The following is a 22,379-nucleotide window of genomic DNA, read 5'->3' as shown; positions in this document are numbered from 1 at the left end:
ACATTGCATGCGCTGACTTCCTGATTATTTATGACAGAAAGTCATGAATGGCGCCGGAAATATCGTTTGTCGAGCCCCCCTCTGTTTTCCCAAACTTGCTGCCAGCGGACCTTGGCCCATGTGCCTGCCGACCCTTCAATACCGTGCCCAGCAGGGGAGAACAATAATGAGCAGCATCCAGCAAATTCCTGTGCATCAACTTGAAACCGTCCTTAATCCGATTCATGAAGCGACCGGCCTCGGCAACGAGTTCTACACCGAACAACGCTACTTCGAGCTCGAGCGCGATCAGGTCATGGGTAAAACCTGGGCGTGTGTCGGTTTCGCCAGCGACCTGGGCAAGGCCGGTTCGGTCAAGCCTGTCGATTTCATGGGGTTGCCGTTGCTGCTGATGCGCAACCGTGAAGGCCTGGTGCAGGTGTTCCATAACGTTTGCAGCCACCGCGGCATGAAGCTGGTGGAGGAGGCCGGTGAGGTACAAGGCGTCATCCGTTGCCCTTACCATTCCTGGACCTACGACCTCAACGGCGGCCTGCGTGGCACGCCCCATGTCGGCGGCATCGACCAGCACAAGGACGAACGCTTCGCCTGTGAAAAACATGGCCTGAAAGCCATCCGCAGCGCGATCTGGATGGACATGGTGTTCATCAACCTGTCCGGTGAAGCACAACCGCTCGAGGACATGCTGGCGCCCCTGACCCAACGCTGGACGCAGTTTCTCGGCGAAGACGGCATGAGCCTGCTGCGCCGCCGCCCTGGCCATGACGCCACGACGCTGGACATCAACTGCAACTGGAAGCTGGCGGTCGAGAATTACTGCGAGGCCTATCACCTGCCGTGGGTGCACCCGAGCCTGAACTCGTACTCGCGCCTGGAAGACCACTACAACATCATTTTCGACCAGCACTTCGCCGGCCAGGGCAGCTACGCCTACAACCTGTCGGACGTCGCCGGCACGCATTTGCCGAAATTTCCCGCCTGGCCGCTGGATCGCCTGCGCAACGCCGAGTATGTCGCGTTCTTCCCTAACGTCCTGCTCGGCATCCAGGCTGACCATGCCTTCGCCATGCAGCTGGAGCCGGTTTCGCCGGGACGCACGATCGAACATTTGCGCCTGTTCTATGTGGGCGACGACGCCGCCACCAGCGAGGAGTTCAGCGCTTGCCGCGAGGCGATCCTGGAGTCCTGGAAAGTGGTGTTCGCTGAAGACATCAGCTCGGTCGAAGGCATGCAGAAAGGCCGTCATTCCCCAGGCTACAGGGGTGGGGCGTTCTCTCCGGAAATGGACATTCCGACGCATTTCTTCCACCAGTGGGCCGCCCGTCAACTGCTCGCCACCACGCCGTCTGCCTGAGGAGGTTGTCCCATGTATCCGATAGCCTCTCACTGGCTCAATTACATCGACGGTCAATGGTGCGACAGCGCCCAGCGCCTGGCGGTCAACAACCCCGGTACGGCGGAGCCGCTCGCGACCATCGCCCAGGCCACCGTCGACGATGCCGAGCGCGCATTGCTGGCTGCCCGCCGCTGTGCCGACAGCGGTGAGTTGAACCGTGTGCGTCCGGCGCAGCGCGTCACCTGGTTGCTGCGCATTGCCGAGGAAATTCGCGCCGTGGCCGATGAGGGCGCCTGGGTGCTGTGCCAGGAAAACGGCAAGCGCCTGAGCGATGCCCGGGACGAGTTCATCGAGGCGGCGCGCTACTTCGAGTATTACGCCGGCATGGCCGACAAGATCGAGGGCACGTCGATCCCGTTGGGCAATGGCTACATGGACTTTACCCTGTACGACCCGATGGGCGTTTCGGCACAGATCGTTCCGTGGAACTTCCCGGTGTCGATCTGCGCCCGTTCGCTGGCGCCGGCCCTGGCGGCGGGCAATGCGGTGGTCATCAAGTCCCCCGAGCTTTCACCGCTGGGCATGTGCGTACTAATCCGCGCTATTGCCAAGGCCGGCTTGCCCGACGGTGCGGTCAACCTGATTTGCGGCCGCGGCCGCGAAGTCGGCGCGTATCTGGTCAGCCATCGTGCTGTCGACCAGATCGTGTTCACCGGTTCTGTACCAACGGGCCAGTCGATCCTGCGCGATGCCGCGCAGCATGCGATTCCCAGTGTAATGGAGCTGGGCGGCAAGTCCGCGGCGATCGCCTTTGCAGATGCAAACCGCGAGCAACTGCTGGCCAGCGTCCAGTCGGGCATTTTCTTCAACGCCGGCCAGGTCTGTTCGGCGATGTCGCGCCTGTTGGTGCAACGCGACATTTATGAAGAGGTAGTCGAGGCCGTCGTCGCCATGGCCGAGGGGCTCAGCGTCGGCCTGGGGCAGGACAACGCAGACCTCACCCCCGTGGTCAGCGCCGGGCAACTGGCGGGTATCGAAGCCTTGTGCCGCCGCGCAGTGGAAGACGGCGCGGTGGCGGTCACCGGTGGTGAAGCATTCGCTGACCGGGCCGGGCATTTCATGCGCCCGACCGTGTTCCGCGACGTTACCCCGCAGATGTGCATTGCCCAGGAAGAAGTGTTCGGGCCAGTCCTGGCGATCCTGCCGTTCGACACCGAAGAAGAGGCGATTGCCATCGCCAATGGCACTGAATTCGGCCTGGTGGCCGGCGTGTTCACCCAGGACATCAGCCGCGCCATGCGCTGCACGCGTCGCCTGAAATCCGGCCAGGTGTTCGTCAACGAATGGTATGCCGGTGGCATTGAAACGCCTTTTGGCGGCGTTGGGTTGTCAGGCTTTGGCCGGGAAAAGGGCCAGGAAGCCTTGTACAGCTATGTGCGCACCAAAAACGTGGCGATCCGGGTCGCCGGGGAGTGAGTAGCATGTTCAAGACTTGGCTTTGCATCGTGTGTGGCCTGATTTACGACGAAGCACTGGGATGGCCGCAGGACGGCATCGTCGCCGGCACCCGCTGGGAAGATGTCCCCGAAGACTGGATGTGCCCTGAATGCCACGTGGGCAAGTCTGATTTCGATATGCTCGATATCAGTGAGTACACTCAGGCGGCCACGGTTGCCAGCGTGCCGGTCAGCGCGCCACCGCTGGCTGTTGCCGCGCCGTCGCCACGCCAGCCGATCGTCATCATCGGCAGCGGTTATGCCGGTTACGGCCTGGCCCAGGCGTTGCGCAAGGCCGACCCCAAGGTCGAGATCCGCGTGCTGACCCAGGAGTCCGGTCACCTGTACTCCAAGCCCGCGCTTTCGATCGGGTTGTCCCAGGGCAAGAGCGCCGAAGCCTTGTCCGGCGAAACGCCACTGGCCATCGAGCAGCGTCTGAACCTGCGGGTTTATCCGCACTGCAAGGTGCTGGGCATCGACAGTACGGCACGGCGCCTGCGCACCAGTTTCGGTGACATGGAATACGGCCAGTTGGTCCTCGCCAGCGGTGCGCAACCGATTCGCTTGCCGATCCAGGGCGATACTTCAGCGCTGATCAGCGTCAACAATCTGCAGGACTACCAGGGGTTTCGTGAGCGCCTGGGCGGCGTGCGGCGCGTCGCCATTCTCGGGGACGGCCTGATCGGCTGCGAGTTTGCCAACGATCTGGCCCATAACGGTTTTGACGTCGATGTCATCGGCCTGGGCCGCTGGCCGATGGAGCGCCTGTTGCCCGCCGAGGCCGGGCAGATGCTGCAATATGCGCTGGGTGAACTCGGGGTGCGGTGGCATTTGCAGAACACGCTGCAGGCCATCGACTCCAGTGGGCAGGGCTATCGCCTGACGCTCGCCGATGGTCGCACCCTCGAGGTGGACCTGGTGTTGTCCGCCGTTGGTCTGCGCCCCGACCTGAGCCTGGCCGAGAGCGCCGGCGTGGCGGTTGGACGCGGCATTCAAGTCAACGCCCAGCTGCAAACCTCAGTACCGGGCATCTATGCCCTGGGTGACTGCATCGAGATCGGCGGGCAACTGCTGCCTTACCTGGCACCGATCAACCAGGGCATCCAGGCCCTGAGCAAAACCCTGCTCGGCCAACCGACCGCCGTCGACTACCCCTTGATGCCCGTCACGGTTAAAACCCCGGCCGCGCCGCTTTGTCTGTTGGCGCCTGCCAGCGCCTGCGAGGGTCAATGGCGCTGCACGCCGACCGAGGATGGCTTGAGTGCCGGTTTCTACGATGACCGCGGCCAGCTCAATGGTTTTGTCCTGCTTGGACGCCAAGCGCAAACGCAACGCAGCGCATTGCTGCAGTCCTGTCAGCACTCTCAGCAGGCAGTTGCCTGAGGCCAGACACATGAAAAACACGATCAACCTGCCTTACGACGATGCGAGTTGCGGCTGGTATGCAGCGTTGCCCGATCAACCGGCCTGCAGACGCCTGTCCGGCGAACAGCGTGCCGACTACGCCGTCATCGGCGCGGGCTTTGCCGGCCTGGCGGCGGCTCGTCGCCTGGCCGAGCATCATCCGCAAGCCCGTATCCTGTTGGTGGATGCGCAACGGGTCGCCCATGGGGCCTCAGGGCGCAACTCGGGATTCGTGATCGACCTGCCGCACAAGTTCGCCCTCGAGCATCCGGACCCCGCGCACAAACAGCGCTTGCTGTCGCTTAACCGCGCCGCGATTGCGCAGTTGGAGGGCCTGGTGCAAACCCATGGGATCGATTGCCAGTGGTCCCATGCCGGTAAATATCAAGGCGCCGTCGGCGAGCGTGGCCTGGCTTACCTGGATCATTTCGAACGCCTGATGAGCGACCTCGGCGAACCGTTCCGCCGGGCCGATAGCGCGGAGCTGGCCAAGGTGTTGGGCACCGGCCATTATCGCGGCGCCATCTACACCCCCGGCTGCTACCTGATGCAACCGGCGGCGCTGGTCACGGGTCTGGCCCGGACCTTGCCGGCCAATGTCGAGTTGCTGGAAGAATCACCCATCCAGCGCCTGGAGCGCGACGGCCGTGGCGGCTGGATCTTGCACGGCACGGCAGGGCAGATACGTACCCCGCAGTTGCTCCTGGGCACGAGTATCTTCACCCAGGAGTTCGGTTACCTGCGCAATCGCCTGTTACCCGTCATGACCTTCGCCAGCTGGACCCGTCCCCTGACCGATGCGGAGCTGGCGACCTACGGCGGCCAACTGGACTGGGGGCTGACCCCGGCGGATCACGCCGGCACCACGGTGCGCATGACCCAGGACCGCCGCCTGATTATCCGTAACACCTACAAGCACGTACCCAAATACGGTCGCAGCACCAGCGATGCCATGCGTTCGAAAGTGCAGGATGCGCACCGCAAGGCCTTCTTGGTGCGCTTCCCGCAGTTGGCGCAGGTGCCTTTCAGTCACACCTGGGGCGGCGTCTACGCGATCTCGCGTAACTTCACCAACTTTTTTGGCGAACTGGAAAACGGTGTCTATGCGTCGGCGTGCGACAACGGCGTCGGTGCCGCCTGGGGCACCATCTCCGGGACGATGCTGGCTGATCTCGCGGTGGGGGCAGAATCTGCCCAGCTCAACGATATCCGTGCGGTGACCGGCATGCCGTCGCTTAACCCGCCGGAACCCTTTCTCGGCCTGGGCGTTCGTTCGCGCATTCGCCTGGCGGCCTGGAACAGCCGGAGCGAGCTATGAGCCCGGCGGATAAAGGCTGCCGCCGGGTGCTGCGCATCGACCATCAGGACCTGGACTTTACCTTTCGAGGTGGCCCGCCAGGCGCCGCGTATGTGGCGCGAGCCCTCAACAACGAAGTCTCGCCGAACATCGGTGTGGGTTTTGCCCGCTGGGAAGGGGCGCAAGTGGCCTGGACGGTGCTGTATGACGAGGTGATTTTCGTCATCGAAGGGTGCTTCGAGTTGCAGGTCGGCGACGAGCTGTTTGCCGTCACCCCCGGCCAGTTGCTGTGGATTCCCGAAGGCACCGAACTGGTTTATGGCGGGCACGCGTTGTTCGGGTATGTGGTTCACCCGGGTAACTGGAAGCAACTGCACGGTTTGGCTTGAACCATCATTATTCAGGGAGTCGGTACGGTGATAACACTGACAAGAACCTTCGGCGCCCTCTACCTGGCCAGCTTGTTGATGCAACTGGGATCGACCTTGCTGATGACCTATCTGGCGCTGCGCCTCAATGCTTTGGGTGCGAGCGAAACGGCGGGTGGCGCGTTGATGGCCGCCAATGCCCTGGGGATGGTGCTGGGTGGCTGGGTCGGGCGCAGCCTGATCGCTCAGGTCGGGCACATTCGCACCTACGCCGCTTGCGCGGCAACGATTGCGGCGGCGGTTCTGGCCCATGAGTTCAGCACGTCCCTGGCCTTCTGGCTGGTACTGCGGGCGCTGGTGGGACTGGCCATGATGTGCCAATTGATGGTGCTGGAAAGCTGGCTCAACGACCAGGCCCGGACCGAGCAGCGCGGCGGTGTCCTGGCGCTGTACATGGTCGCCAGCTACGTCGGCATGATGCTCGGACAATTGGCCTTGAGTCTCGACGAGGGGCTGGGAATCCGTGCGCTGTTGGCTGTGGCGATGGTGTTCGCCCTGTGTTCGGTGCCGGTGGCGCTGACCCGCCGCACGCATCCCATGGCGGTACACGCGACCTCGATTGACCTGCGCTTGTTCCTGCGGCGCGTTCCACAGGCATTGGGGACGATCCTGGTGTCGGGCATGCTCAATGGCAGCTTCTACGGCCTGGCTGCGATCTATGCGAGCAAGCAAGGATTGGGCACGGCGCAGGTCGGTCAGTTCCTGGCGTTGACCATCGGTGCCGGGCTATTGGCCCAGTTGCCGTTGGGCTGGCTGTCGGACCGGCTGCCCCGGGCGAGCCTGATCCGCGCGGTGGCGGTATTGCTGGTACTCATCAGCCTGCCGCTGGGGTTCGCTCAAGCGCCATCGTTCACGACATTGCTGTGGTTCGGTGCAGGCATCGGTTTTCTGCAGTTCTGCCTGTACCCGCTGGGCGTGGCGTTGGCCAATGACAACATGGAGCCGTCCTTGCGCGTTTCGCTCTCGGGCATGCTGTTGATCACCTTTGGGGTCGGCGCCTGTATCGGGCCACTCATTGCGGGGGCGCTGATGGAAGGCTTCGGTGCGTCGAGCTTTTATTTTTTCCTCGGGGGCAGCGCCGTGTTGCTGGCCCTGTTCGTAGGGCAGGCGAAAGTCACGCTCTTGAGCGAACAGGGGGCCTGCGAAAGTACCCTGGAAACAGGCGCTTGATTGCGTCCTATTGATGCGTTTTTCTCATGAGTCGGTGACGAAAAATGGTTTGAGCGCTGGTCAGCTTTAAACGATCTTGGTGACGCTGCCAAAGGCGTAATAAACCGGAATTTACCTGCAGGTGAAACCGTCCTGGTGTCATTCGATACCAGGCGATAAGCGAACTGCGGAACATATCCAAACCCTTAAACAAAAACAAAAGGGGAAAACAATGCGTGCTCAATCCGGCCTGTTGAAAGGCCTTAATCCGAATGTGACCGTGGCTTCGATATTAGCGGTGATCATATTTGTCGTGTTCTGTGCATTTAAAGACGAGCAGGCAGCCAAGGCTTTTGAAATGGCTTCGGTGTTTATCCTGCATAACTTCAAATGGTATTACATCGCCCTGATCAGTGGCGTGCTGGGCGTACTGCTTTATATATCGATCAGCCGTTTCGGCAACTTGAAACTTGGCACCGAACAGGATGTTCCCGAGTTCAGTTTCGCCTCCTGGATTGCCATGCTGTTCAGCGCGGGAATGGGCATCGGACTGATTTTCTGGTCCGTGGCCGAACCCATGCTGCACTACGCCGACAACCCGTTTTCCAAAGGCTTGACGGACGAGTCCGCGACCCTGGCGATGCGCATCACCCTGTTCCACTGGGGCCTGCATCCATGGGCGATCTTCTCCATGATTGGCTTGAGCCTGGCGTACTTCGCCTACCGTAAAGGTTTGCCGCTGGCCCTGCGATCGCTGCTTTATCCGCTGATTGGCGATCGTATCTACGGCTGGGTCGGCCATGTGGTCGATATCATGGGGGTGGTGATCACGGCCTTTGGCGTGTCCCAGTCCCTTGGCCTCGGTGTGGTGCAGATCAATACCGGATTGCATCAGGTATTCGGTATTCCGGTCAGTGTCGGCTTGCAGTTATCGATCATTCTGTTTGTCAGTATCGTTGCTTGTATTTCGCTGTTGGCCGGACTGTCCAAGGGAATGAAGCGTATCTCCACGCTCAATATGTACCTGTCGTTCATCCTGATGCTGGCCGTGTTGGCAATCGGTCCTACACGTTACATTCTCAACCTGATGTTTGAATCCACCGGCGACTATGTGCAAAACATAGTTGGCTTGAGTTTCTGGATGGACACGCAGAAAGACAGCGAATGGCAAAACTGGTGGACGGCGTTCTACTGGCCATGGTGGATGACCTGGGGTCCTTTTGTCGGCCTGTTCATCGCGCGCATTTCCAAAGGCCGGACCATCCGTGAACTGGTGATCGGGGCGCTGGTGGTACCGACCCTAGTGACCATCCTGTGGATGTCGGTGTTCGGTGGCGCGGCGCTGAAAAACGAACAGCACGACAGGCAGGCTTACCAGGCGTCCGTCGCCAGCCAGGTGGTGACCCAGGAGCAGCCGAAGTTCGAAGGCGGCACCGTGTTGCTCGCCACCAAGAAAGAAACCACCGCGGCCATGTTCACCTTGCTGCAGTCGCTCGATGGCCAGGCCATGGGTGCCGCGCTGTCGATACTGGTTTGCGTGTTGCTGGGTGTGCATTTCGTCACCACCGCGGATGCCGGCACCCAGGTTCTGTGCACCTTGTGTGCGTTGGGCAGCACCAATCCGCCGAACTGGATCAGGCTGCTCTGGTGCATTCTCGAAGGTGCCATTGCCGCAGGGTTGTTGCTGGCCGGGGGACTCAAGGCCATTCAGATGGCAAGTATCGCCGCCGGTTTGCCGATCGCCATGTTGCTGTTGGTAATGTCCTATACGCTGATCCACAGCTTGCGCAAGGAGATGCCGAGCGTGCCGGCCTGGGCCCCAGCGCTCGATCGCCAGCCGCAGCAGGAGCGTTCTTCACAAGTGGGGCGTGAAGCTCTGGCGGCCACTGCAGCCTGATAAGCCTTGCTGAGGCATGCGTGAACATACCGCAACCGTCTGCTGCCGACACAGCTGACGGTTGCGGTTTGATGACCTCCTGCAGATTTCGAACCCTGCATTCCTACGCATTTTGTTCACAGTGTTTATCCGCCAGGGCGCTGTTTGGCGCCCGGGCAAACCCCTAGCATCGTCTCTACCGAAGGAACCCGGGCCAAGGGTTCCAGAGGTACCCATCAGCCACCCTGAACGAGACGGTGAGCCCCATGAAAAGAATCGCGATTTTCCTTGCGCTCAGTTGCATCGGTGCCCAGGCCTTTGCCGAAGAAAGCCATGCCAGAATCTCGGCCAATAAGCCACCGATCGAGACCTACACCTACGGTTCGAGACTGGACATCAAGAAGGTCATTTCCATGACTGATGTCGCGCCAGAGTGCGGTCCGGTTTCGGCGCAGATGACCTACGAAGATTCCCAGGGCCTGCGCCATGTCATGCAGTATCAAGTCATGGGCACTGGGTGCTCGAACGGTTGAGTACGGCGGTGACGATGGAGGGTCGACACTCCATCCTCAGATGTTTGTAGTGCGTTTAGATGAACGGGCAATTTTGTCATCGTCAGCCAGCAACCCGGGCAGGTAGTCCTTGAGAAACTCCACCCAGGTTTTTATTTTTGCATCGACGAATTTTCGTGAAGGGTAGATGGCAAACAGGTTCAACTCTTCAAAATGGTACTGCGGCAGAACCCGCACCAGGGTGCCTGCCTTGAGGCTGGCCACGGCGGACGCGATCGGCTGGATGCCAATGCCCATGCCGCGGGTGATGGCGACGGTCATGGCATCGGCGGTATTGACGTGAAACGGCGACACCGGTGTGTTGACGGCCTCCACGCCTTCGGGCCCCTCGAATACCCAGTGCTCGGCCGGCATCACCGTGTTGACGATTCTCAGGCAATCATGTGTGCCGAGTGAACCCGGCGTGTCGGGTATTCCTCGTTTTTCCAGGTAGGTCGGCGAAGCGCAGAGAATGCTGTAGGTGATGCCCAGCCGCTGGGCGACGAAGCCCGAGTCGGGCAGGTCGCGCGCCAGCACGATCGACATGTCATAACCTTCTTCCAGTAGATCGGGCAGCCGATTGGTCAAGGCCAGGTCAAACAGGACCGAGGGGTGTGTCTCGCGGTATTTGGCAATGGCGTCAATCACGTAGTGGTTGCCGATGGCCGACATCGCGTGAATCTTCAGGCGGCCCACGGGGGTGACCTGTGCGGTGCCTGCTTCCTCCTCCGCTTCTCGCAGTTCTTCCAGAATCTTCTCGCAGCGTTCCAGATAGCGCGTGCCGGCTTCGGTCAAGGCCAGGCGCCGGGTCGTACGGTTGATCAGGCGGGTTTGCAGGCGGGCCTCGAGACTGGAGACCGCCTTGGAAACGTTGGTCGTGGTGGTGTCCAGCAAATGCGCGGCTGCGGTAAAGCTGCCGCTCTGGGCGACCGCCAGGAAAAAACGCATGCTCTGGAATACATCCATCGTTGTCGTCTCTTGGGTCAACCAAAAAAAAGGACGGCACATGACCGTCCCCTCCAGGCCTGTCATTGTTTGCGCGGGATGAACCCCGGTACTCCGGTTTCCACTACGGAATTGAAGCGTATCCGCGTTGTGATCTCCTGGTGAATTTCCAGCATGGCCCTGTGGGGCAGGGTGGTGATATGGAAGTTTTCCTGGATATGGGCGGGTGTCGCCGAGGTGGTCAGGAACGCGACACCGCGCTGTACCGCCCAGGCCAGTGCGACCTGGGCCGGGGTTCTTTGCAAGTGCCGGGCGATGCCCAGGATCACTTCGTCCTCCAGCACGTTCGGTTCCATGCCGTGGCCCAGCGGCGCGAAGGCCAGGAGGATGATCCCGTGTTCCTTGCAGTACTCCAGCAGTTCCCATTCCGGCAGGTACGGGTGGGATTCGACTTGCACCACCGCGGGTTTGATTCGCGCCACGGCGACGATTTCTTTCAGCGCCTCCAAGGTGATGTCCGACAGGCCGATGGACCTGCAACGACCTTGATCGACCAGTTGCTCAAGGGCCCGCCAGGTGTCGATCAGGGTTACACCAGAGTCGTAGAGGACATGGCCGAAGGCATCCCTGGGGTCCTGGTCGTCCCCGGCCTGGAACGCGAAGGGCGTGTGGATCAGATAGCAATCGATGTAATCCACCTGCAGCCGTCGGCAACTGGCTTCAAAGGCCGGCAACACCCGTTCGGGGCGGTGGTTGGTGTTCCACAGCTTGGTGGTGATGAACAGGTCTTCGCGCCGGGCCTTGCCCGCGTCCATGAAAGCTTGCAGGGCAACGCCGACCGATTCCTCGTTGCGATAACGCTCGGCGCAATCGAAATGACGGAACCCGGTTTCCAGCGCGTGGGTGATCGCCTGGGTGGTGACGCCGAGGTCCTTGAACAGGGTGCCGAAACCCACGGCGGGCATCTGCCCAGAACCGTGATTGAGGGCAAACCGGGTATCTCGCAGTTCATCGTGAAAGGCTTCGTAGGACATGTCTTGACTCCAACTACCGAGGCCGCAGCCTCTACTGATACGAACGTTGTGGTGCCTGGCGGCTGGCCAACCGTTGCTCGAACACGCCGACGGAGTTGCCGCCGAGGGCTACAAAAAGCTGCACGGTGTCGAGGTATTGCGCGGTCTTGACGCGGATCTGGCTCAGCAGCGCCTGTTGATAGGCGCGCTCGGCTTCGAGCACCTGGAGCGTGCTGTTCTCGCCCAGGGCATATGCTTGCCGGTTCAGACGCAAGCTGGTGTCGGCCGCTTGCAGTGCATCCTCCTGGGCGCGAAATTCCTGCGCGTCGTGGTTGATTGCTTGCAGCGTGTCCGCGACCTGGCCGAACGAGCTGATGACGGTCTGCTGGTAGTCAGCGAGCGTGGCGTTGTAACCCTCGACGGCGGCCTGTTGTTCAGCCTTGAGGGTTCCGCCGTTGAAGATCGGCCCGGCGATTCCCACCGCGAACCCCCAGAGTGCGGCGCCGCCATTGCCTGATGCGGCCTGGGCCAGGGAGGCGGACAACGTCACCCGCGGATAGAGATTGGCGGTCGCCACGCCGACCGCGGCGCTGGCAATGTGCAGCTCGGCCTCGGCCTGGCGCACGTCCGGACGGTCGTGGGCCATTTCCGAGGGCAGGCTGACCGGCATGTTCGACGGCAAGGCAAATTCGTCGAGGTCAAAGTCCGGCGCAATCCAGTCAGCCGGGCCCTTGCCCGTCAGGATAGACAGCGCATGGCGCGCAGCATCCCGTTGCTGGGCCAGGGGCGGCAGCAACGTACGGTCCTGGGCAAGCCGGGTCTCTGCCAGCGACACATCGACCTGGGTGGTGGTGCCGCTGGCATGGGCCGCGCGCACCAGTTCGAGGTTGCGGGTGTCGTTGTCCAGCAAGGTCTCCACGGCCTGCATCTGCGCATTGGCAGAAGCCACCAGCAACGCCTGGCTGGCGACCTCGCCGGTCAGGGTCAGGTACGCGGCTTCGTAACGATGCTTTTGCAAGTCGCTAAAGGCTTGCTGCTGTTCGACGAGCCGCTTGTTGCCACCGAAGACATCGAGGTCGAAACCCACCCGCGGCCCGATTGCATAAAAGTTGGTGACCGACGGGTCCTTGGTGTTGTGCAGCCGTTGGCGACCCGCTGCCGCAGCGAAGTCGACCTGCGGATACAGCGCGCCTCGTGCCGCAGCCACCGATTGTGATGCCTGCCGTATCGTTGCATCGGCAGCGACCAGCTCCAGATTGCCGTCGATGGCCCGGCGCACCAGTTGGTCGAGCGTGGGCGAGCCAAAGGCGGACCACCATTGCCCGGTGACCTTGTTGCCCAGGGCAATGCGCTGCGAACTCCCCTGGCCAAGACGCTGCTCGGCCTGTTGATCGTAGTGTTGCGACTGGCTCGTCGGCGGGGCCTTGAAGTCAGGGCCGACGGTACAGGCAGAGAGCAAGACCATTGCCGACACTGCCGCGATTTTCGTTGGGAACAGATGACTGGATTTCATTGCACAGACTCCACGAAAATTAATTGGCCGGTATCGGTTTGCGCAGAAAGACCACCAGCGGGCTGACCACCAGCATCGCCACCAGCAGGATCTTGAACTGGCCGATAACGGCGATGAACGCGGCCTGATGGGTGATCATGTGGTTAAGCCCTTCGAGTGCCGGCAACGACATCGACGCCGTGCCCCCATGAGCGGCAGCGCGATAGGGCGTCACGTTGGCGGCCAATGCCAGGTGCATCGCCTGGGTATTGTTGAAGAAGAAAATCTGCACGATCGCTACGCCCAGGGTGCTGCCGTAGACCCGCGAAAGATTGAACAGGCCGGTCCCCTCCGCCCGAAGTGCGGGGTCAAGGGTGCTGAACGCGACCTTGGTCAGTGCCGGCATCAGCAGGCCGATGCCGATGCCCTGGATGGCCCCGGCAACCGCCACCGGCGACCAGTCCATCAAGGGCGAATAGTCGAGCATCAGCCCGTTGGCAAAGATCACCAGGGCCACGCCTGCCGCCACGAATAGCCGGCGATCGAAACGCTCGGGCACCCAGCCCATCAGCACAAACGCACCCACCAGCCCGATGCCACGCGGGATGGTCAGGGCACCGGTGGTATCTGGGGGGTAGCCGAGAATTTCATCGAGCATCGGCGAGGTCAGCGCCATGGTCGAGAGCAGCACGAAACCCACGGCGAAAAAGATCAGCGTCGACAGCACGAAATTGCGATCACGGAACAGGCGCTTGTTGAGGAAATGCGTCTTGCTGGTCAATACGTGCACCATGAACAAGTACAACCCCAGCCCACAGGCCAGTGCTTCGATCCAGATTTCCGGCGAATCGAACCAGTCCAGGCGTTCGCCGCGGTCGAGCAGCATCTGCAGGCCGATCAAGGCCAGGGTGAAACTGCCGAAGCCGAAGAAGTCGAAAGAAGGCGCTTTCTCGGGTTTTTTCTCGGCCAGCAGCAGGGCCACGACCAAAAAGATGTACGCCGACAGCGGCAGGCTGATGTAGAAGATCGGGCGCCAATCGAAGTGCTCGGCGATCCAGCCACCGATGCTCGGGCCGCTGACGATGCCCAGGAGCACGATGGCGGTCCAGGTCGCACCAAATTTCATGCGCTTCTCGGGCGCCAATGTCTCCATGGCAATCGCCATCGACAGGGGCGCCAGCACGCCACTGGCCAGGCCCTGGATGATCCGCGCAGCGATAAATTGCAGCGGCGTCGTGGCCACCGTCGCGAGCAGCAAGCCGAGGACGAAGACAGCCAGCGCGGCTTGATAGACAAGCTTCAGGCCAAGACGTCCGGCAAGCCACTGGGCAATCGGCAGGGTGATGGCGCTCGCCGCGAGGTACGCCGTGAAAATCCATCCGGCCTGGTCGTCAGTCATCGACAGGGTGCCTTGAATCAGCCGCAGCACCGCATTGGGCAGCGGCAGGTTGGCGGACTGCATGTAAGTGGCGAGCAGCACCGCCAATCGGAGCGAGTGCGCACGGCCCGGATCCGCGGATGTCTGTGCATGGGCGTTCATCAGAAGTTACCTGCGGTCAGCAGCGACTTGAGCGGGTGCCACCATGGCGTGCGATGCCCGGTATCGACCTCGACCGTGGCACTGGTGCCGGAAAACAGTGGCAGGGCAGGGTCCGCGTCATCCAGTTCGAGGCGAACCGGTACCCGCTGGACCACCTTGACCCAGTTACCGGTGGCGTTTTCCGGCGGCAGCAGGGCGAAGTCCGACCCGGCGCCGGGGCTCATGCTGGTCACGTGGGCCTTGAACACGTGCCCGGGGTAAGTGTCGATGCTGATGCGCGCTTCCTGGCCTGCTCGCATGTGCGTAACCTGGGTTTCCCGGAAGTTGGCCTCGACCCAGATCTCATGGTCGCTGATCAACGCGAAGGCTGGCGCACCGCTGTTGAGGTAGTTGCCCACCTGCAAGTCGTCGACCTTGGCAACTATGCCGTCAGCAGGCGCATAGACCGTGGCGTAGGCAAGGTACAGCTGCGCTTCATCGAGCTGCGCCTTGGCTTCACGCACCGAAGGGTGACTGTCGGCCTCGATGTTCGGGTTGCCGTCCAGGGCGACGACGGTGCTGGCGATCTGTTGTTCGATCGAGGCGATGCGTTGCCGAGCGATCTTCAGGTCGGTTTCCGCGCGCTCATAAATGGCCCGGGAAACAAAGTCGGTCGCAACCAGCGCTTTCTTGCGGGCGAATTCCTTCTGGTCGAAGTCCGCTGACTCTTTGGCCGATTGCAGTTCTGCCTGCTGTTGACGGTAGCTGGCCTTGAGCCCATCGATGCGCAGCCGCGCGACACTCAGTTGCGCTTGCGCACGATCGATTGCGATATGCAGGGGCTTGGGGTCGAGGCGAAACAGCACTTGGCCCTTGCTGACCTTCTGGTTGTCCTGGACGGCGATGTCCACGACCTGCCCGGAAATCCGTGCATTGACCGAGGCCTTGGCCACCCGGGCGTAGGCGTTATCGGTGGTAACGAAGGGTTCGCCAGCCACGTAGTACGCATAGCCAATGACAGCGAAAAGGGTAGGCAGGCCCACCATGAGCCAGGGCCGCAGCTTCTCCTTAAGGGGTTTGTTGATCGGGGACTGGGCCTCATAGGCCTGCGAAGCCGTGATGTCGAAGGATTGATTCATGATCGAATGCACCTTTAACCGGGAAGGCGGGCCTGCAGCAATCGCGTGGCACCGACGTCAATGAATGTTTTGGTAAAGAAACCCGCAGGTGCTTGGGAGGATCGCTCCGGTACCGTTGTTTCGTCGCTGCAACACCCGGTTTGAGCTGCGCTTGAACAAACATGAATCAAGGAATTTGTGGTTCCTTATTTTTGTGCGATTGTGTAAAAATATCCCCGCATCCACCTTCCTGCAAGGATTTTATACGACATGGCACAAAATAAAGTGACAGCGGGCAAAGGCCGCGGCCGACCCCGCGCGTATGACCCGCAGACAGCGTTGCAACAAGCGCTCGGTGTGTTCTGGAGCACTGGCTATTCCGGCGCCTCCCTGGACAGCATCGCCACCGCGGCCGGGATGAATCGCCCCAGCCTCTATGCGGCCTTTGGTGACAAACATGCGCTGTACATCAAGGCGCTCGAGCAGTACTGGGAGTTTGCCGCCGCCGACATGCAGGCCGCGCTGGCCGACAACCAACTGACGTTGTGCCAGGCGCTGATGCGTTTCTACGAGGGACAGTTGTCGATCTACTTTTCGGGCGACGGTCAGCCACGTGGCTGCTTCGCGATTGGCACGGCGACCACCGAGGCTGTCGAGGATCCGCAGATCCGAGCGGTGCTCAGTGATCGCCTGAGCAGGTTGGATGCCGATATGGAGGCGCGCCTGCGCAGGGCCATTGCATCTGGCGAATTAAAAGACGATGTCGATGCAGGAGCCCTGGCGGTGCTCGCTTCATCGCTGCTGCACAGCATTTCGATCCGTGCGCGAGCCGGCAAGTCGCGTGAGGAATTGACGGCGCTCGCACGTAATGCGGTCGGTGTGATCTGCGGTGAGTGAAGGGCTCGACGATATACTGGCGCCACAATTGGACGTGGTTTTTTGCGGCATCAACCCAGGCGTGACTGCCGCGGCCCAGGGGCATCATTTTGCCGGTCGGGGCAATCGTTTTTGGCGCACATTGCACCTCGCCGGTTTTACGTCACATCAACTTCAGCCGGAGCAAGACCAGGACATTCTGCGCCATGGCTGTGGTTTGACCGCCGTGGTCCAGCGGCCGACGGCGCGGGCGGACCAGCTGTCGGCCCATGAATTTGTCGCGGCCGCGGCGGCTTTCGAACAAAAGATCGCCGGTATTGCGCCACGTTTCGTGGCGTTTCTCGGTAAGGCGGCGTACTGCGCCTTGTCCGATCAGCGCGACGCTGCCTGGGGACCGCAGCCGAAGACATTCGGCAATGCCGCGGTCTGGGTCCTTCCCAACCCCAGCGGGCGAAATCGTGCCTTTTCCCTTGAGCAATTGGTCGCTGCGTACAGCCAACTGTATGTTGCACTGGGCGCGCGCCTGTTTTAGCGCGAGAGTCCAGAAAAGTCTTGGGTGTGCACCAAGGACGCGCCTGACGCCATTTTTTCCGGCCCTGAATATCGCTCGCCCAGACCCGTTCCGTGGCTCTGTGTGGCAGTGATCGGCTGTCCGATGGGAGGCGATCTACGCCGACGCTCGACGGCATCTTCGTTGCATTGGTTTATGTGTGCGATGGGTGATTTGACGGCGTTTTTATAAGAGGCCACTGCATGCATAAACACTTGCTGTCTCTGACAATTCACTTAGGCTGCTTGCGGCGTTTTTTTGACGTTATCCGCCGCCGTTTTATATTTCTATTTATTATTGTGACGTGCTATTGACGTACTGGCTATCTGCTTATAGGCTCCATTTAGCCTGATTCAGATTTCCTCAATCGACTCATCCCAAACCCTCAGCGCAGGGAGGCGGTTATATGCGGACGACAGTTTTCATTAAGTTGATTGTGTTATTTGCGACTCTGAATGGAGTAGCCGTTGCCACTGCCCAAGCAGCCAATTTGCCCTATGAAATTAGTCGCATAAGTAGCGCTTGCGAGGGTGCAAGGACTCAGGCAGCCGTGGCTTCGACCGAAGCTGCGACTGCGGCGTCGACGAGCCTTGGTACAGTCCATGGTGGCTCTTCGCTAGATGCCATAAGTGCCAAAATTTCCAACGCTGATAATGGATCCAAGTCGGGAGTAAATGCTTCCGTCAATAGTTCAGCATGCGACGGTTTAATGACGGAAGTTGCCAAGCAGCCGTTCGCGATTAATTCAGTACAAGACAAGGGGCTGGCGGGTGATTCGGCGTTTCACGACACTCAGCCCAATGCAGTCCCGGTCTCTGCGGTTGTATGGTTATTCTCTTCCGCACTATTAGGTTTCATCGTTGTCGCCAATAGGCGCAAGATTTAAGTGTGAGTTTTGCGAAATAGTTTTTCTTGTGGGTGCTACAGGCCTAAAGAGGACGCTGATTGTAACGGTTGATCCTCATTAGATGAGCTAACCAGGCGGAGGATTCCAGATGCTGCGTTTAATGTTACCTGCACTGTGTGCGCTGGCGATCTTGCCCGGCGTGGCCCGTGCCGCCGAAGACAACTCCTATCTCCTGAACGCTGGAGACAAGGTTGAAGTGTCCATTTGGGGCGAGCCAGCGGAAAAAATAGAGCGCGTAGATGTGCTGCCCAATGGCTACATCACTTTGAAGCTGGCGGGGCCGGTCAAGGTCAAAGGGCTTGATACGGCTCAAGCTGAAAAGATAATCACTGAAAAACTCACGAAATATTATCCCGATCCGGTAGTCAGCGTTGTGGTAACCGAGGCCAAGGGCAATGTCGTCTATGTCCAGGGCAAGGTAATCAAGCCCGGCAAGGTGCAGATGAACGGTGAGACCGATGTGCTGCAAGCCTTGAGCGAGGCTGGCGGGTTGGACAAGTTCGCTGACAAGGACGAAATCAAGCTCTTGCGGCGCGAAGGGAAAAAACAGAAAGTACTGCTCGTCAACTACGACGATCTGATCGCCGGACGTGACATGTCCACTAACTTTGAACTTCAGGCCGGCGATACGCTGGTCGTTCCCTGACATTGCGCGATGCATTAAGGATTAACTTGCGTTCATTGCAAACAACCGGAGTGGTGATGGCAATATTGACTTTGCCATGTTCCGGCATGACCTACGCCGGCGCCTGGCAGTCGGCAGTTGCGCTGCCCATGACAGTCGAGCACGACAGCAATCCATTGCTCTTGACGAGTGACGAGAAAGCGATCACGCGAACGATCATTGCCCCCGATTACACGCTGGTGGGTAATTTTGATCGGGACCAGTGGAAGTTTGGCCTCGGTGTCAATGTGGAGCGCTCGTCCGATACCGACGTCGTGTCCAATCGAGAAGACCCGAGGCTATCGTTTGGTTGGCAGCGTGAGACCGAAAAGGGTGGCTATGGACTCACGGCGAGATACATCGAGAGTTCGACGCTTTCCACTGAAGTCCAGCAAACCGGTGTCACAGACTCGACCGATGGCACGCAAAAGCTCTCGAACATCGGCGGTAACTGGCGATCCGCGGTGACCGAGCGCAGCAGCCTGGTCGACGAAATCGACCTCACCCATGTCGAATACGACACCGCCTCGCTGACCAACTACGATGAGCTGACCAACCGTCTCAGCTGGCTTTATCAATGGAATGAGCGGGTCGAACTGTTCACCCGATTCGAAGCGACGCGTTATGAGCCCAAGTACGACACCAGCACCCTGGGCTCCTCGAACAGCTACACCCCGGTGGTCGGCGTGAACTACCAGATCTCCGAGCGGTTTACGGGATCTGTGTACGGCGGTATGAACAAGGTATCCAACAGCAACAGTGGTCCCACTGGCCAGGGTGGCGTGAGCCTGCGTTACACCGGTGAGCGTGTCGAGACCAATGCCGAAGCCAGTCGCAGCACGATCGCCAACGGGGAGAACGGCCTGGTCGAGTCCGATGAGCTTCGGGGTAACTGGAGTTATCTACTCGACGAGACCAGTCGTGTCGGTGTTGATGGCTCCTGGCAAAAAACCAAAGGGGACGCGCCCAGTACCTTTCGCACATACGGCGCGTTTGTGAGTCGCGAGCTCTCGCCTTTTTGGCTTGCACGCCTATCCTTCACCTACAAAGAGCGCGAGCGAGACGGCTTGCCAAATGCCGATGCCAACATCATAGGGATGACCTTGATCTATAGTCACCCCGACTTCTGACCTTCAGCAGCGTGGTATTTATGTCCTCTGAATACGAAATGTCGGTCAACGACTACATTGCAGTAATCAAGCACCGGGCCTGGCTGTTGATTGTGACGGGGGCCGTGATAATCGGGGCGGCTGTATTGGTGGCGACCTCCATGCCACCGATCTATCAGTCGTCCGGAACTATCCTGGTGGAATCTCAGCAGATTTCGCCGGACCTGGTGGCGGGGAACAATAATACCTTTGCTGACGAGCGCATCGAAGTCATCCGCCAGCGTGTGATGACCCGTGAGCACTTGGAGGCGATCATCAACAAGTACAATCTTTTCGAAACGGGCAGCCGGCGCCTGACCCTGACCGAAAAGATCGAAGAGATGCGCAATGCGATTTCCGTCGCCCTGGTCAGTGCGGCGGTGAAGGGGCGAGGCGAGGTAACGATTGCCTTCCGCCTTGCCTTCGAGCACAGGGAGCCAGAAGTCGCGAACGAAGTGGCCAACGAACTGGTGACGCTGTTCCTCAATGAGAACATCAAGCAGCGTACCGAGCGCGCCAGTGAAACCACGGAGTTCCTGACCCAGGAGGCGAACAAGCTGCGCACTGAACTGGAAGTGCTGGAGAACAAGCTGGCGGACTTCAAGCAAGCCCATGGCAACGCGTTGCCTGAGCATCAGGAACTGCGCATGAACATGTTGTCGCGCTCTGAACTCGAGCTCAAGGATATCGACCGTGACTACAAGGCGGCCAACGAGGATTTGCGCTTCCAGGACCTGGAACTGTCGGCGGCCCATGCCGGTCTGTCGATCAAGCAGGGCACGGCAGGTGCGGCCGCTGAACCGGTAGAGGATCTGGCCAGCCTCAAGGCCGAGTACGCCCGGCTGCTGACGATCTACACCGAAGCCCACCCGGATGTTCGGACGGTCAAACGCAAGATCGCCGCCATGCAGGCCAGTCAAGGTCGCGGCGGTTCCGTCACGCCGGTCAGCCTGGACGTTGCCAGGGTCCAGGCGCGCATTGCCGCCTCGGAACAGCGCATGCGATCGCTGGCCGCGCAGAAGCAGCAGTTGTTGGACAAGATCGCGACCCTGGAAAGCCAGATTCTCGAGGCGCCGCAAGTGGAACGTGGCCTGGTCACGCTGATGCGCGACCATGAAAACGCACGCAAGAAATACGAAGAAATTCGCACCAAGGAGATGAGTGCGAAGATTACCGAAAGCCTGGAGCAGGAAAACAAAGCCGAGCGTTTTGTGCTGCTCGAAGCGCCGCTGATGCCGGAAAAACCGGTACGGCCGAACCGCAAGAAAGTCGTGGCCCTGGGCTTTGTCCTTGCGCCGGTAGGGGCGGGTGCACTGGTGATGTTGCTGGAGATGCTGAGCCAGCGGGTACGGGGTGTCGACGCGCTAACCAGTGTGCTGGGCAGGCGCGTACTGGTTGCCATTCCCTACATTCATACCCAGGCGGAACTGGCTCGTCGCAAACAGTGGCGAACGATACTGGTGCTCTGTGGCGTCTTGATGATCGTGGTCTCTCTGGTGCTCCTGCACTTCTTCTACATGCCACTGGATCTGCTGATGTTCAAGGCTCTGGCGCGGTTTGAATAAGGAATATTGCGATGGAAATTATTAAGCCACCTCTGGGTAAGGGCGAACAATCGCCTTCGTCAGGCCTGGTGCTCTCTTCATCCGGACAGCCTGCACCGCTCAATGCGCTCAGTTACGTACAAACCAAGGTTGTACCGTTGCGGGCCGAGCACCTGGAGCGCCATCGCATTGTCGCCTACAACAAGAATTCGAACATGGGCTGGGCGTTCGATCTGCTGCGTACCCAGGTCTTGAAGGCCATGGAGGAGAATGGCTGGCGCACGCTCGCCATCACCTCGCCGACGCCGGAGGCGGGCAAGTCGGTGTTGGCGATCAACCTGGCAATGAGTATCGCGCACCACACGACCAAGACGGCGCTGCTGGTGGATTTCGATCTGCGTTGTCCCAAGGTCGGTAGCTACCTGGGGCTGCCGATGGAAAAATCGCTCAATGAATTCCTGACCAACGAAGCAGAGCTGCAAGAAGTCCTGGTCAATCCGACCTTGCCGCGCTTTGTGGTCTTGCCGACGCGCGAACCGATTCCGCTCTCCACCGAGGTGCTGTCTTCGCCGGTGGTGGGCGATTTGATCGTTGATCTGCGCGAACGCTACAACTCTCGAGTTGTGATCTTCGATTTGCCGCCGGTGCTGAGTTCGGATGATGTGATAACTATCCTGCCCAAGTTCGACTGTGTCTTGCTGGTGGTTGCCAATGGCATGAATACCAAGAAAGAGATCGAGGAGAGTCTGCATCATCTGGGCAGGGCGAACCTGATTGGTACGGTGCTGAACAAGTCGGGGCCGGCGAAACGGCCTTACTAGGAATTGCCGCACGGCTCGCGGTTGTCCCCGATCAACTGTGGGAGCGAGCCTGCTCGCGAAGGTGGCCTGACGGCCGACCTATTGTTCGTTGTCTGAGTTCATATCCATTGGTGCGGTAAAGGCTGGATTTCGCTTTTACCTTAGGAGCCAGGCTTGCCGGCGAAGGCGTCCTGGCGGCCAATGGGGATTTGTGACTGAGTACATATCCATTCCTGCGGTAACGGTCACTTATGGTTTCGCCCTTA

20 protein-coding genes are annotated in these 22,379 nt (G+C 60.1%); 15 read left to right on the top strand and 5 right to left on the bottom strand.

Annotation, left to right across the window (positions count from 1 at the left end; all coding sequences use genetic code 11):
- Positions 1–166: 166 nt before the first annotated feature.
- The 8 genes from PG5_RS16070 to PG5_RS16035 all read left to right on the top strand — a co-directional run bounded on the left by PG5_RS16070 (position 167) and on the right by PG5_RS16035 (position 9,519).
- Positions 167–1,354 (top strand): aromatic ring-hydroxylating dioxygenase subunit alpha, encoded by a 1,188-nt coding sequence (locus PG5_RS16070; RefSeq protein ID WP_020798166.1) that lies wholly within the window; start codon positions 167–169, stop codon positions 1,352–1,354.
- A gap of 12 nt (positions 1,355–1,366) precedes the next feature.
- A complete protein-coding gene (locus tag PG5_RS16065; protein WP_020798164.1) occupies positions 1,367–2,812 on the top strand; it encodes an aldehyde dehydrogenase family protein in 1,446 nt (481 codons plus the stop codon).
- A gap of 5 nt (positions 2,813–2,817) precedes the next feature.
- Positions 2,818–4,215, top strand: coding sequence for an FAD-dependent oxidoreductase (locus PG5_RS16060; protein ID WP_020798163.1), 1,398 nt, complete (start codon positions 2,818–2,820; stop codon positions 4,213–4,215).
- 10 nt (positions 4,216–4,225) lie between these two features.
- Positions 4,226–5,554, top strand: coding sequence for an FAD-binding oxidoreductase (locus tag PG5_RS16055; RefSeq protein ID WP_020798162.1), 1,329 nt, complete (start codon positions 4,226–4,228; stop codon positions 5,552–5,554).
- A complete protein-coding gene (locus PG5_RS16050) occupies positions 5,551–5,922 on the top strand; it encodes an ethanolamine utilization protein (RefSeq protein ID WP_020798161.1) in 372 nt (123 codons plus the stop codon). Before PG5_RS16055 ends, PG5_RS16050 begins: the two co-directional genes overlap by 4 nt.
- A 27-nt stretch (positions 5,923–5,949) precedes the next feature.
- Positions 5,950–7,131 (top strand): MFS transporter, encoded by a 1,182-nt coding sequence (locus PG5_RS16045; RefSeq protein ID WP_020798160.1) that lies wholly within the window; start codon positions 5,950–5,952, stop codon positions 7,129–7,131.
- Between the two features lie 211 nt (positions 7,132–7,342).
- Positions 7,343–9,007, top strand: a complete 1,665-nt coding sequence (locus tag PG5_RS16040) for a BCCT family transporter (RefSeq protein ID WP_020798159.1) — start codon at positions 7,343–7,345, stop codon at positions 9,005–9,007.
- Between the two features lie 245 nt (positions 9,008–9,252).
- Positions 9,253–9,519 carry a DUF2790 domain-containing protein gene (locus PG5_RS16035; protein WP_020798158.1) on the top strand — a complete coding sequence of 89 codons (267 nt, stop codon included), beginning with the start codon at positions 9,253–9,255 and terminating at the stop codon, positions 9,517–9,519.
- A gap of 36 nt (positions 9,520–9,555) precedes the next feature.
- On the opposite strand, the gene PG5_RS16030 is transcribed toward PG5_RS16035, so the two are convergent.
- The 5 genes from PG5_RS16030 to PG5_RS16010 form a co-directional block, all read right to left on the bottom strand.
- The gene (locus tag PG5_RS16030) at positions 9,556–10,503 is read right to left on the bottom strand and encodes a LysR family transcriptional regulator (RefSeq protein ID WP_020798157.1); all 948 of its coding nucleotides are present in this window, start codon (positions 10,501–10,503) and stop codon (positions 9,556–9,558) included.
- 62 nt (positions 10,504–10,565) lie between these two features.
- Positions 10,566–11,516 carry an aldo/keto reductase gene (locus PG5_RS16025; RefSeq protein ID WP_020798156.1) on the bottom strand — a complete coding sequence of 317 codons (951 nt, stop codon included), beginning with the start codon at positions 11,514–11,516 and terminating at the stop codon, positions 10,566–10,568.
- Positions 11,517–11,547: 31 nt separating this feature from the next.
- Positions 11,548–13,008: an efflux transporter outer membrane subunit gene (locus tag PG5_RS16020; RefSeq protein ID WP_020798155.1), complete on the bottom strand. Its 1,461-nt coding sequence runs from the start codon at positions 13,006–13,008 to the stop codon at positions 11,548–11,550.
- A 19-nt stretch (positions 13,009–13,027) separates the two neighbouring features.
- Entirely contained in the window at positions 13,028–14,527 is a 1,500-nt protein-coding gene (locus PG5_RS16015; RefSeq protein ID WP_020798154.1) for a DHA2 family efflux MFS transporter permease subunit, read from the bottom strand.
- A complete protein-coding gene (locus PG5_RS16010) occupies positions 14,527–15,645 on the bottom strand; it encodes an HlyD family secretion protein (RefSeq protein WP_020798153.1) in 1,119 nt (372 codons plus the stop codon). Before PG5_RS16010 ends, PG5_RS16015 begins: the two co-directional genes overlap by 1 nt.
- A 249-nt stretch (positions 15,646–15,894) precedes the next feature.
- Between PG5_RS16010 and PG5_RS16005 the strand changes: the two genes are divergently transcribed.
- From PG5_RS16005 to PG5_RS15975, 7 genes are all read left to right on the top strand, one after another.
- On the top strand, positions 15,895–16,521 hold the full coding sequence (locus PG5_RS16005; RefSeq protein ID WP_020798152.1) for a TetR/AcrR family transcriptional regulator: 627 nt from the start codon (positions 15,895–15,897) through the stop codon (positions 16,519–16,521).
- Entirely contained in the window at positions 16,514–17,032 is a 519-nt protein-coding gene (gene mug / locus PG5_RS16000; protein ID WP_020798151.1) for a G/U mismatch-specific DNA glycosylase, read from the top strand. Before PG5_RS16005 ends, mug begins: the two co-directional genes overlap by 8 nt.
- A 568-nt stretch (positions 17,033–17,600) precedes the next feature.
- Complete coding sequence (locus tag PG5_RS15995) at positions 17,601–17,936, top strand: hypothetical protein (protein WP_131658025.1); 336 nt, start codon at positions 17,601–17,603, stop codon at positions 17,934–17,936.
- A gap of 109 nt (positions 17,937–18,045) precedes the next feature.
- Entirely contained in the window at positions 18,046–18,603 is a 558-nt protein-coding gene (locus PG5_RS15990; RefSeq protein WP_020798150.1) for a polysaccharide biosynthesis/export family protein, read from the top strand.
- Positions 18,604–18,659: 56 nt separating this feature from the next.
- Positions 18,660–19,751: a hypothetical protein gene (locus PG5_RS15985; RefSeq protein WP_020798149.1), complete on the top strand. Its 1,092-nt coding sequence runs from the start codon at positions 18,660–18,662 to the stop codon at positions 19,749–19,751.
- Positions 19,752–19,771: 20 nt separating this feature from the next.
- Complete coding sequence (locus PG5_RS15980; RefSeq protein WP_020798148.1) at positions 19,772–21,334, top strand: Wzz/FepE/Etk N-terminal domain-containing protein; 1,563 nt, start codon at positions 19,772–19,774, stop codon at positions 21,332–21,334.
- A gap of 11 nt (positions 21,335–21,345) precedes the next feature.
- Entirely contained in the window at positions 21,346–22,134 is a 789-nt protein-coding gene (locus tag PG5_RS15975; protein ID WP_020798147.1) for a CpsD/CapB family tyrosine-protein kinase, read from the top strand.
- The last annotated feature ends 245 nt before the right edge of the window (positions 22,135–22,379 follow it).

The organism is Pseudomonas sp. G5(2012) (assembly GCF_000408945.1).
In the GTDB taxonomy this organism is placed as follows: domain Bacteria; phylum Pseudomonadota; class Gammaproteobacteria; order Pseudomonadales; family Pseudomonadaceae; genus Aquipseudomonas; species Aquipseudomonas umsongensis.
The sequence above is the reverse complement of the archived record's forward strand: the minus strand, read 5'-3'. Positions and strand labels throughout refer to the sequence as shown.

Excerpts from the sequence above, each read along its gene's own strand:
- PG5_RS16070 (WP_020798166.1), top strand. The coding sequence starts at position 167 with ATGAGCAGCATCCAGCAAATTCCTGTGCATCAACTTGAAACCGTCCTT.
- PG5_RS16065 (WP_020798164.1), top strand. The coding sequence starts at position 1,367 with ATGTATCCGATAGCCTCTCACTGGCTCAATTACATCGACGGTCAATGG.
- PG5_RS16060 (WP_020798163.1), top strand. The coding sequence starts at position 2,818 with ATGTTCAAGACTTGGCTTTGCATCGTGTGTGGCCTGATTTACGACGAA.
- PG5_RS16055 (WP_020798162.1), top strand. The coding sequence starts at position 4,226 with ATGAAAAACACGATCAACCTGCCTTACGACGATGCGAGTTGCGGCTGG.
- PG5_RS16050 (WP_020798161.1), top strand. The coding sequence starts at position 5,551 with ATGAGCCCGGCGGATAAAGGCTGCCGCCGGGTGCTGCGCATCGACCAT.
- PG5_RS16040 (WP_020798159.1), top strand. The coding sequence starts at position 7,343 with ATGCGTGCTCAATCCGGCCTGTTGAAAGGCCTTAATCCGAATGTGACC.
- PG5_RS16035 (WP_020798158.1), top strand. The coding sequence starts at position 9,253 with ATGAAAAGAATCGCGATTTTCCTTGCGCTCAGTTGCATCGGTGCCCAG.
- PG5_RS16030 (WP_020798157.1), bottom strand. The coding sequence starts at position 10,503 with ATGGATGTATTCCAGAGCATGCGTTTTTTCCTGGCGGTCGCCCAGAGC.
- PG5_RS16025 (WP_020798156.1), bottom strand. The coding sequence starts at position 11,516 with ATGTCCTACGAAGCCTTTCACGATGAACTGCGAGATACCCGGTTTGCC.
- PG5_RS16020 (WP_020798155.1), bottom strand. The coding sequence starts at position 13,008 with ATGAAATCCAGTCATCTGTTCCCAACGAAAATCGCGGCAGTGTCGGCA.
- PG5_RS16015 (WP_020798154.1), bottom strand. The coding sequence starts at position 14,527 with ATGAACGCCCATGCACAGACATCCGCGGATCCGGGCCGTGCGCACTCG.
- PG5_RS16010 (WP_020798153.1), bottom strand. The coding sequence starts at position 15,645 with ATGAATCAATCCTTCGACATCACGGCTTCGCAGGCCTATGAGGCCCAG.
- PG5_RS16005 (WP_020798152.1), top strand. The coding sequence starts at position 15,895 with ATGGCACAAAATAAAGTGACAGCGGGCAAAGGCCGCGGCCGACCCCGC.
- PG5_RS15990 (WP_020798150.1), top strand. The coding sequence starts at position 18,046 with ATGCTGCGTTTAATGTTACCTGCACTGTGTGCGCTGGCGATCTTGCCC.
- PG5_RS15985 (WP_020798149.1), top strand. The coding sequence starts at position 18,660 with ATGGCAATATTGACTTTGCCATGTTCCGGCATGACCTACGCCGGCGCC.
- PG5_RS15980 (WP_020798148.1), top strand. The coding sequence starts at position 19,772 with ATGTCCTCTGAATACGAAATGTCGGTCAACGACTACATTGCAGTAATC.
- PG5_RS15975 (WP_020798147.1), top strand. The coding sequence starts at position 21,346 with ATGGAAATTATTAAGCCACCTCTGGGTAAGGGCGAACAATCGCCTTCG.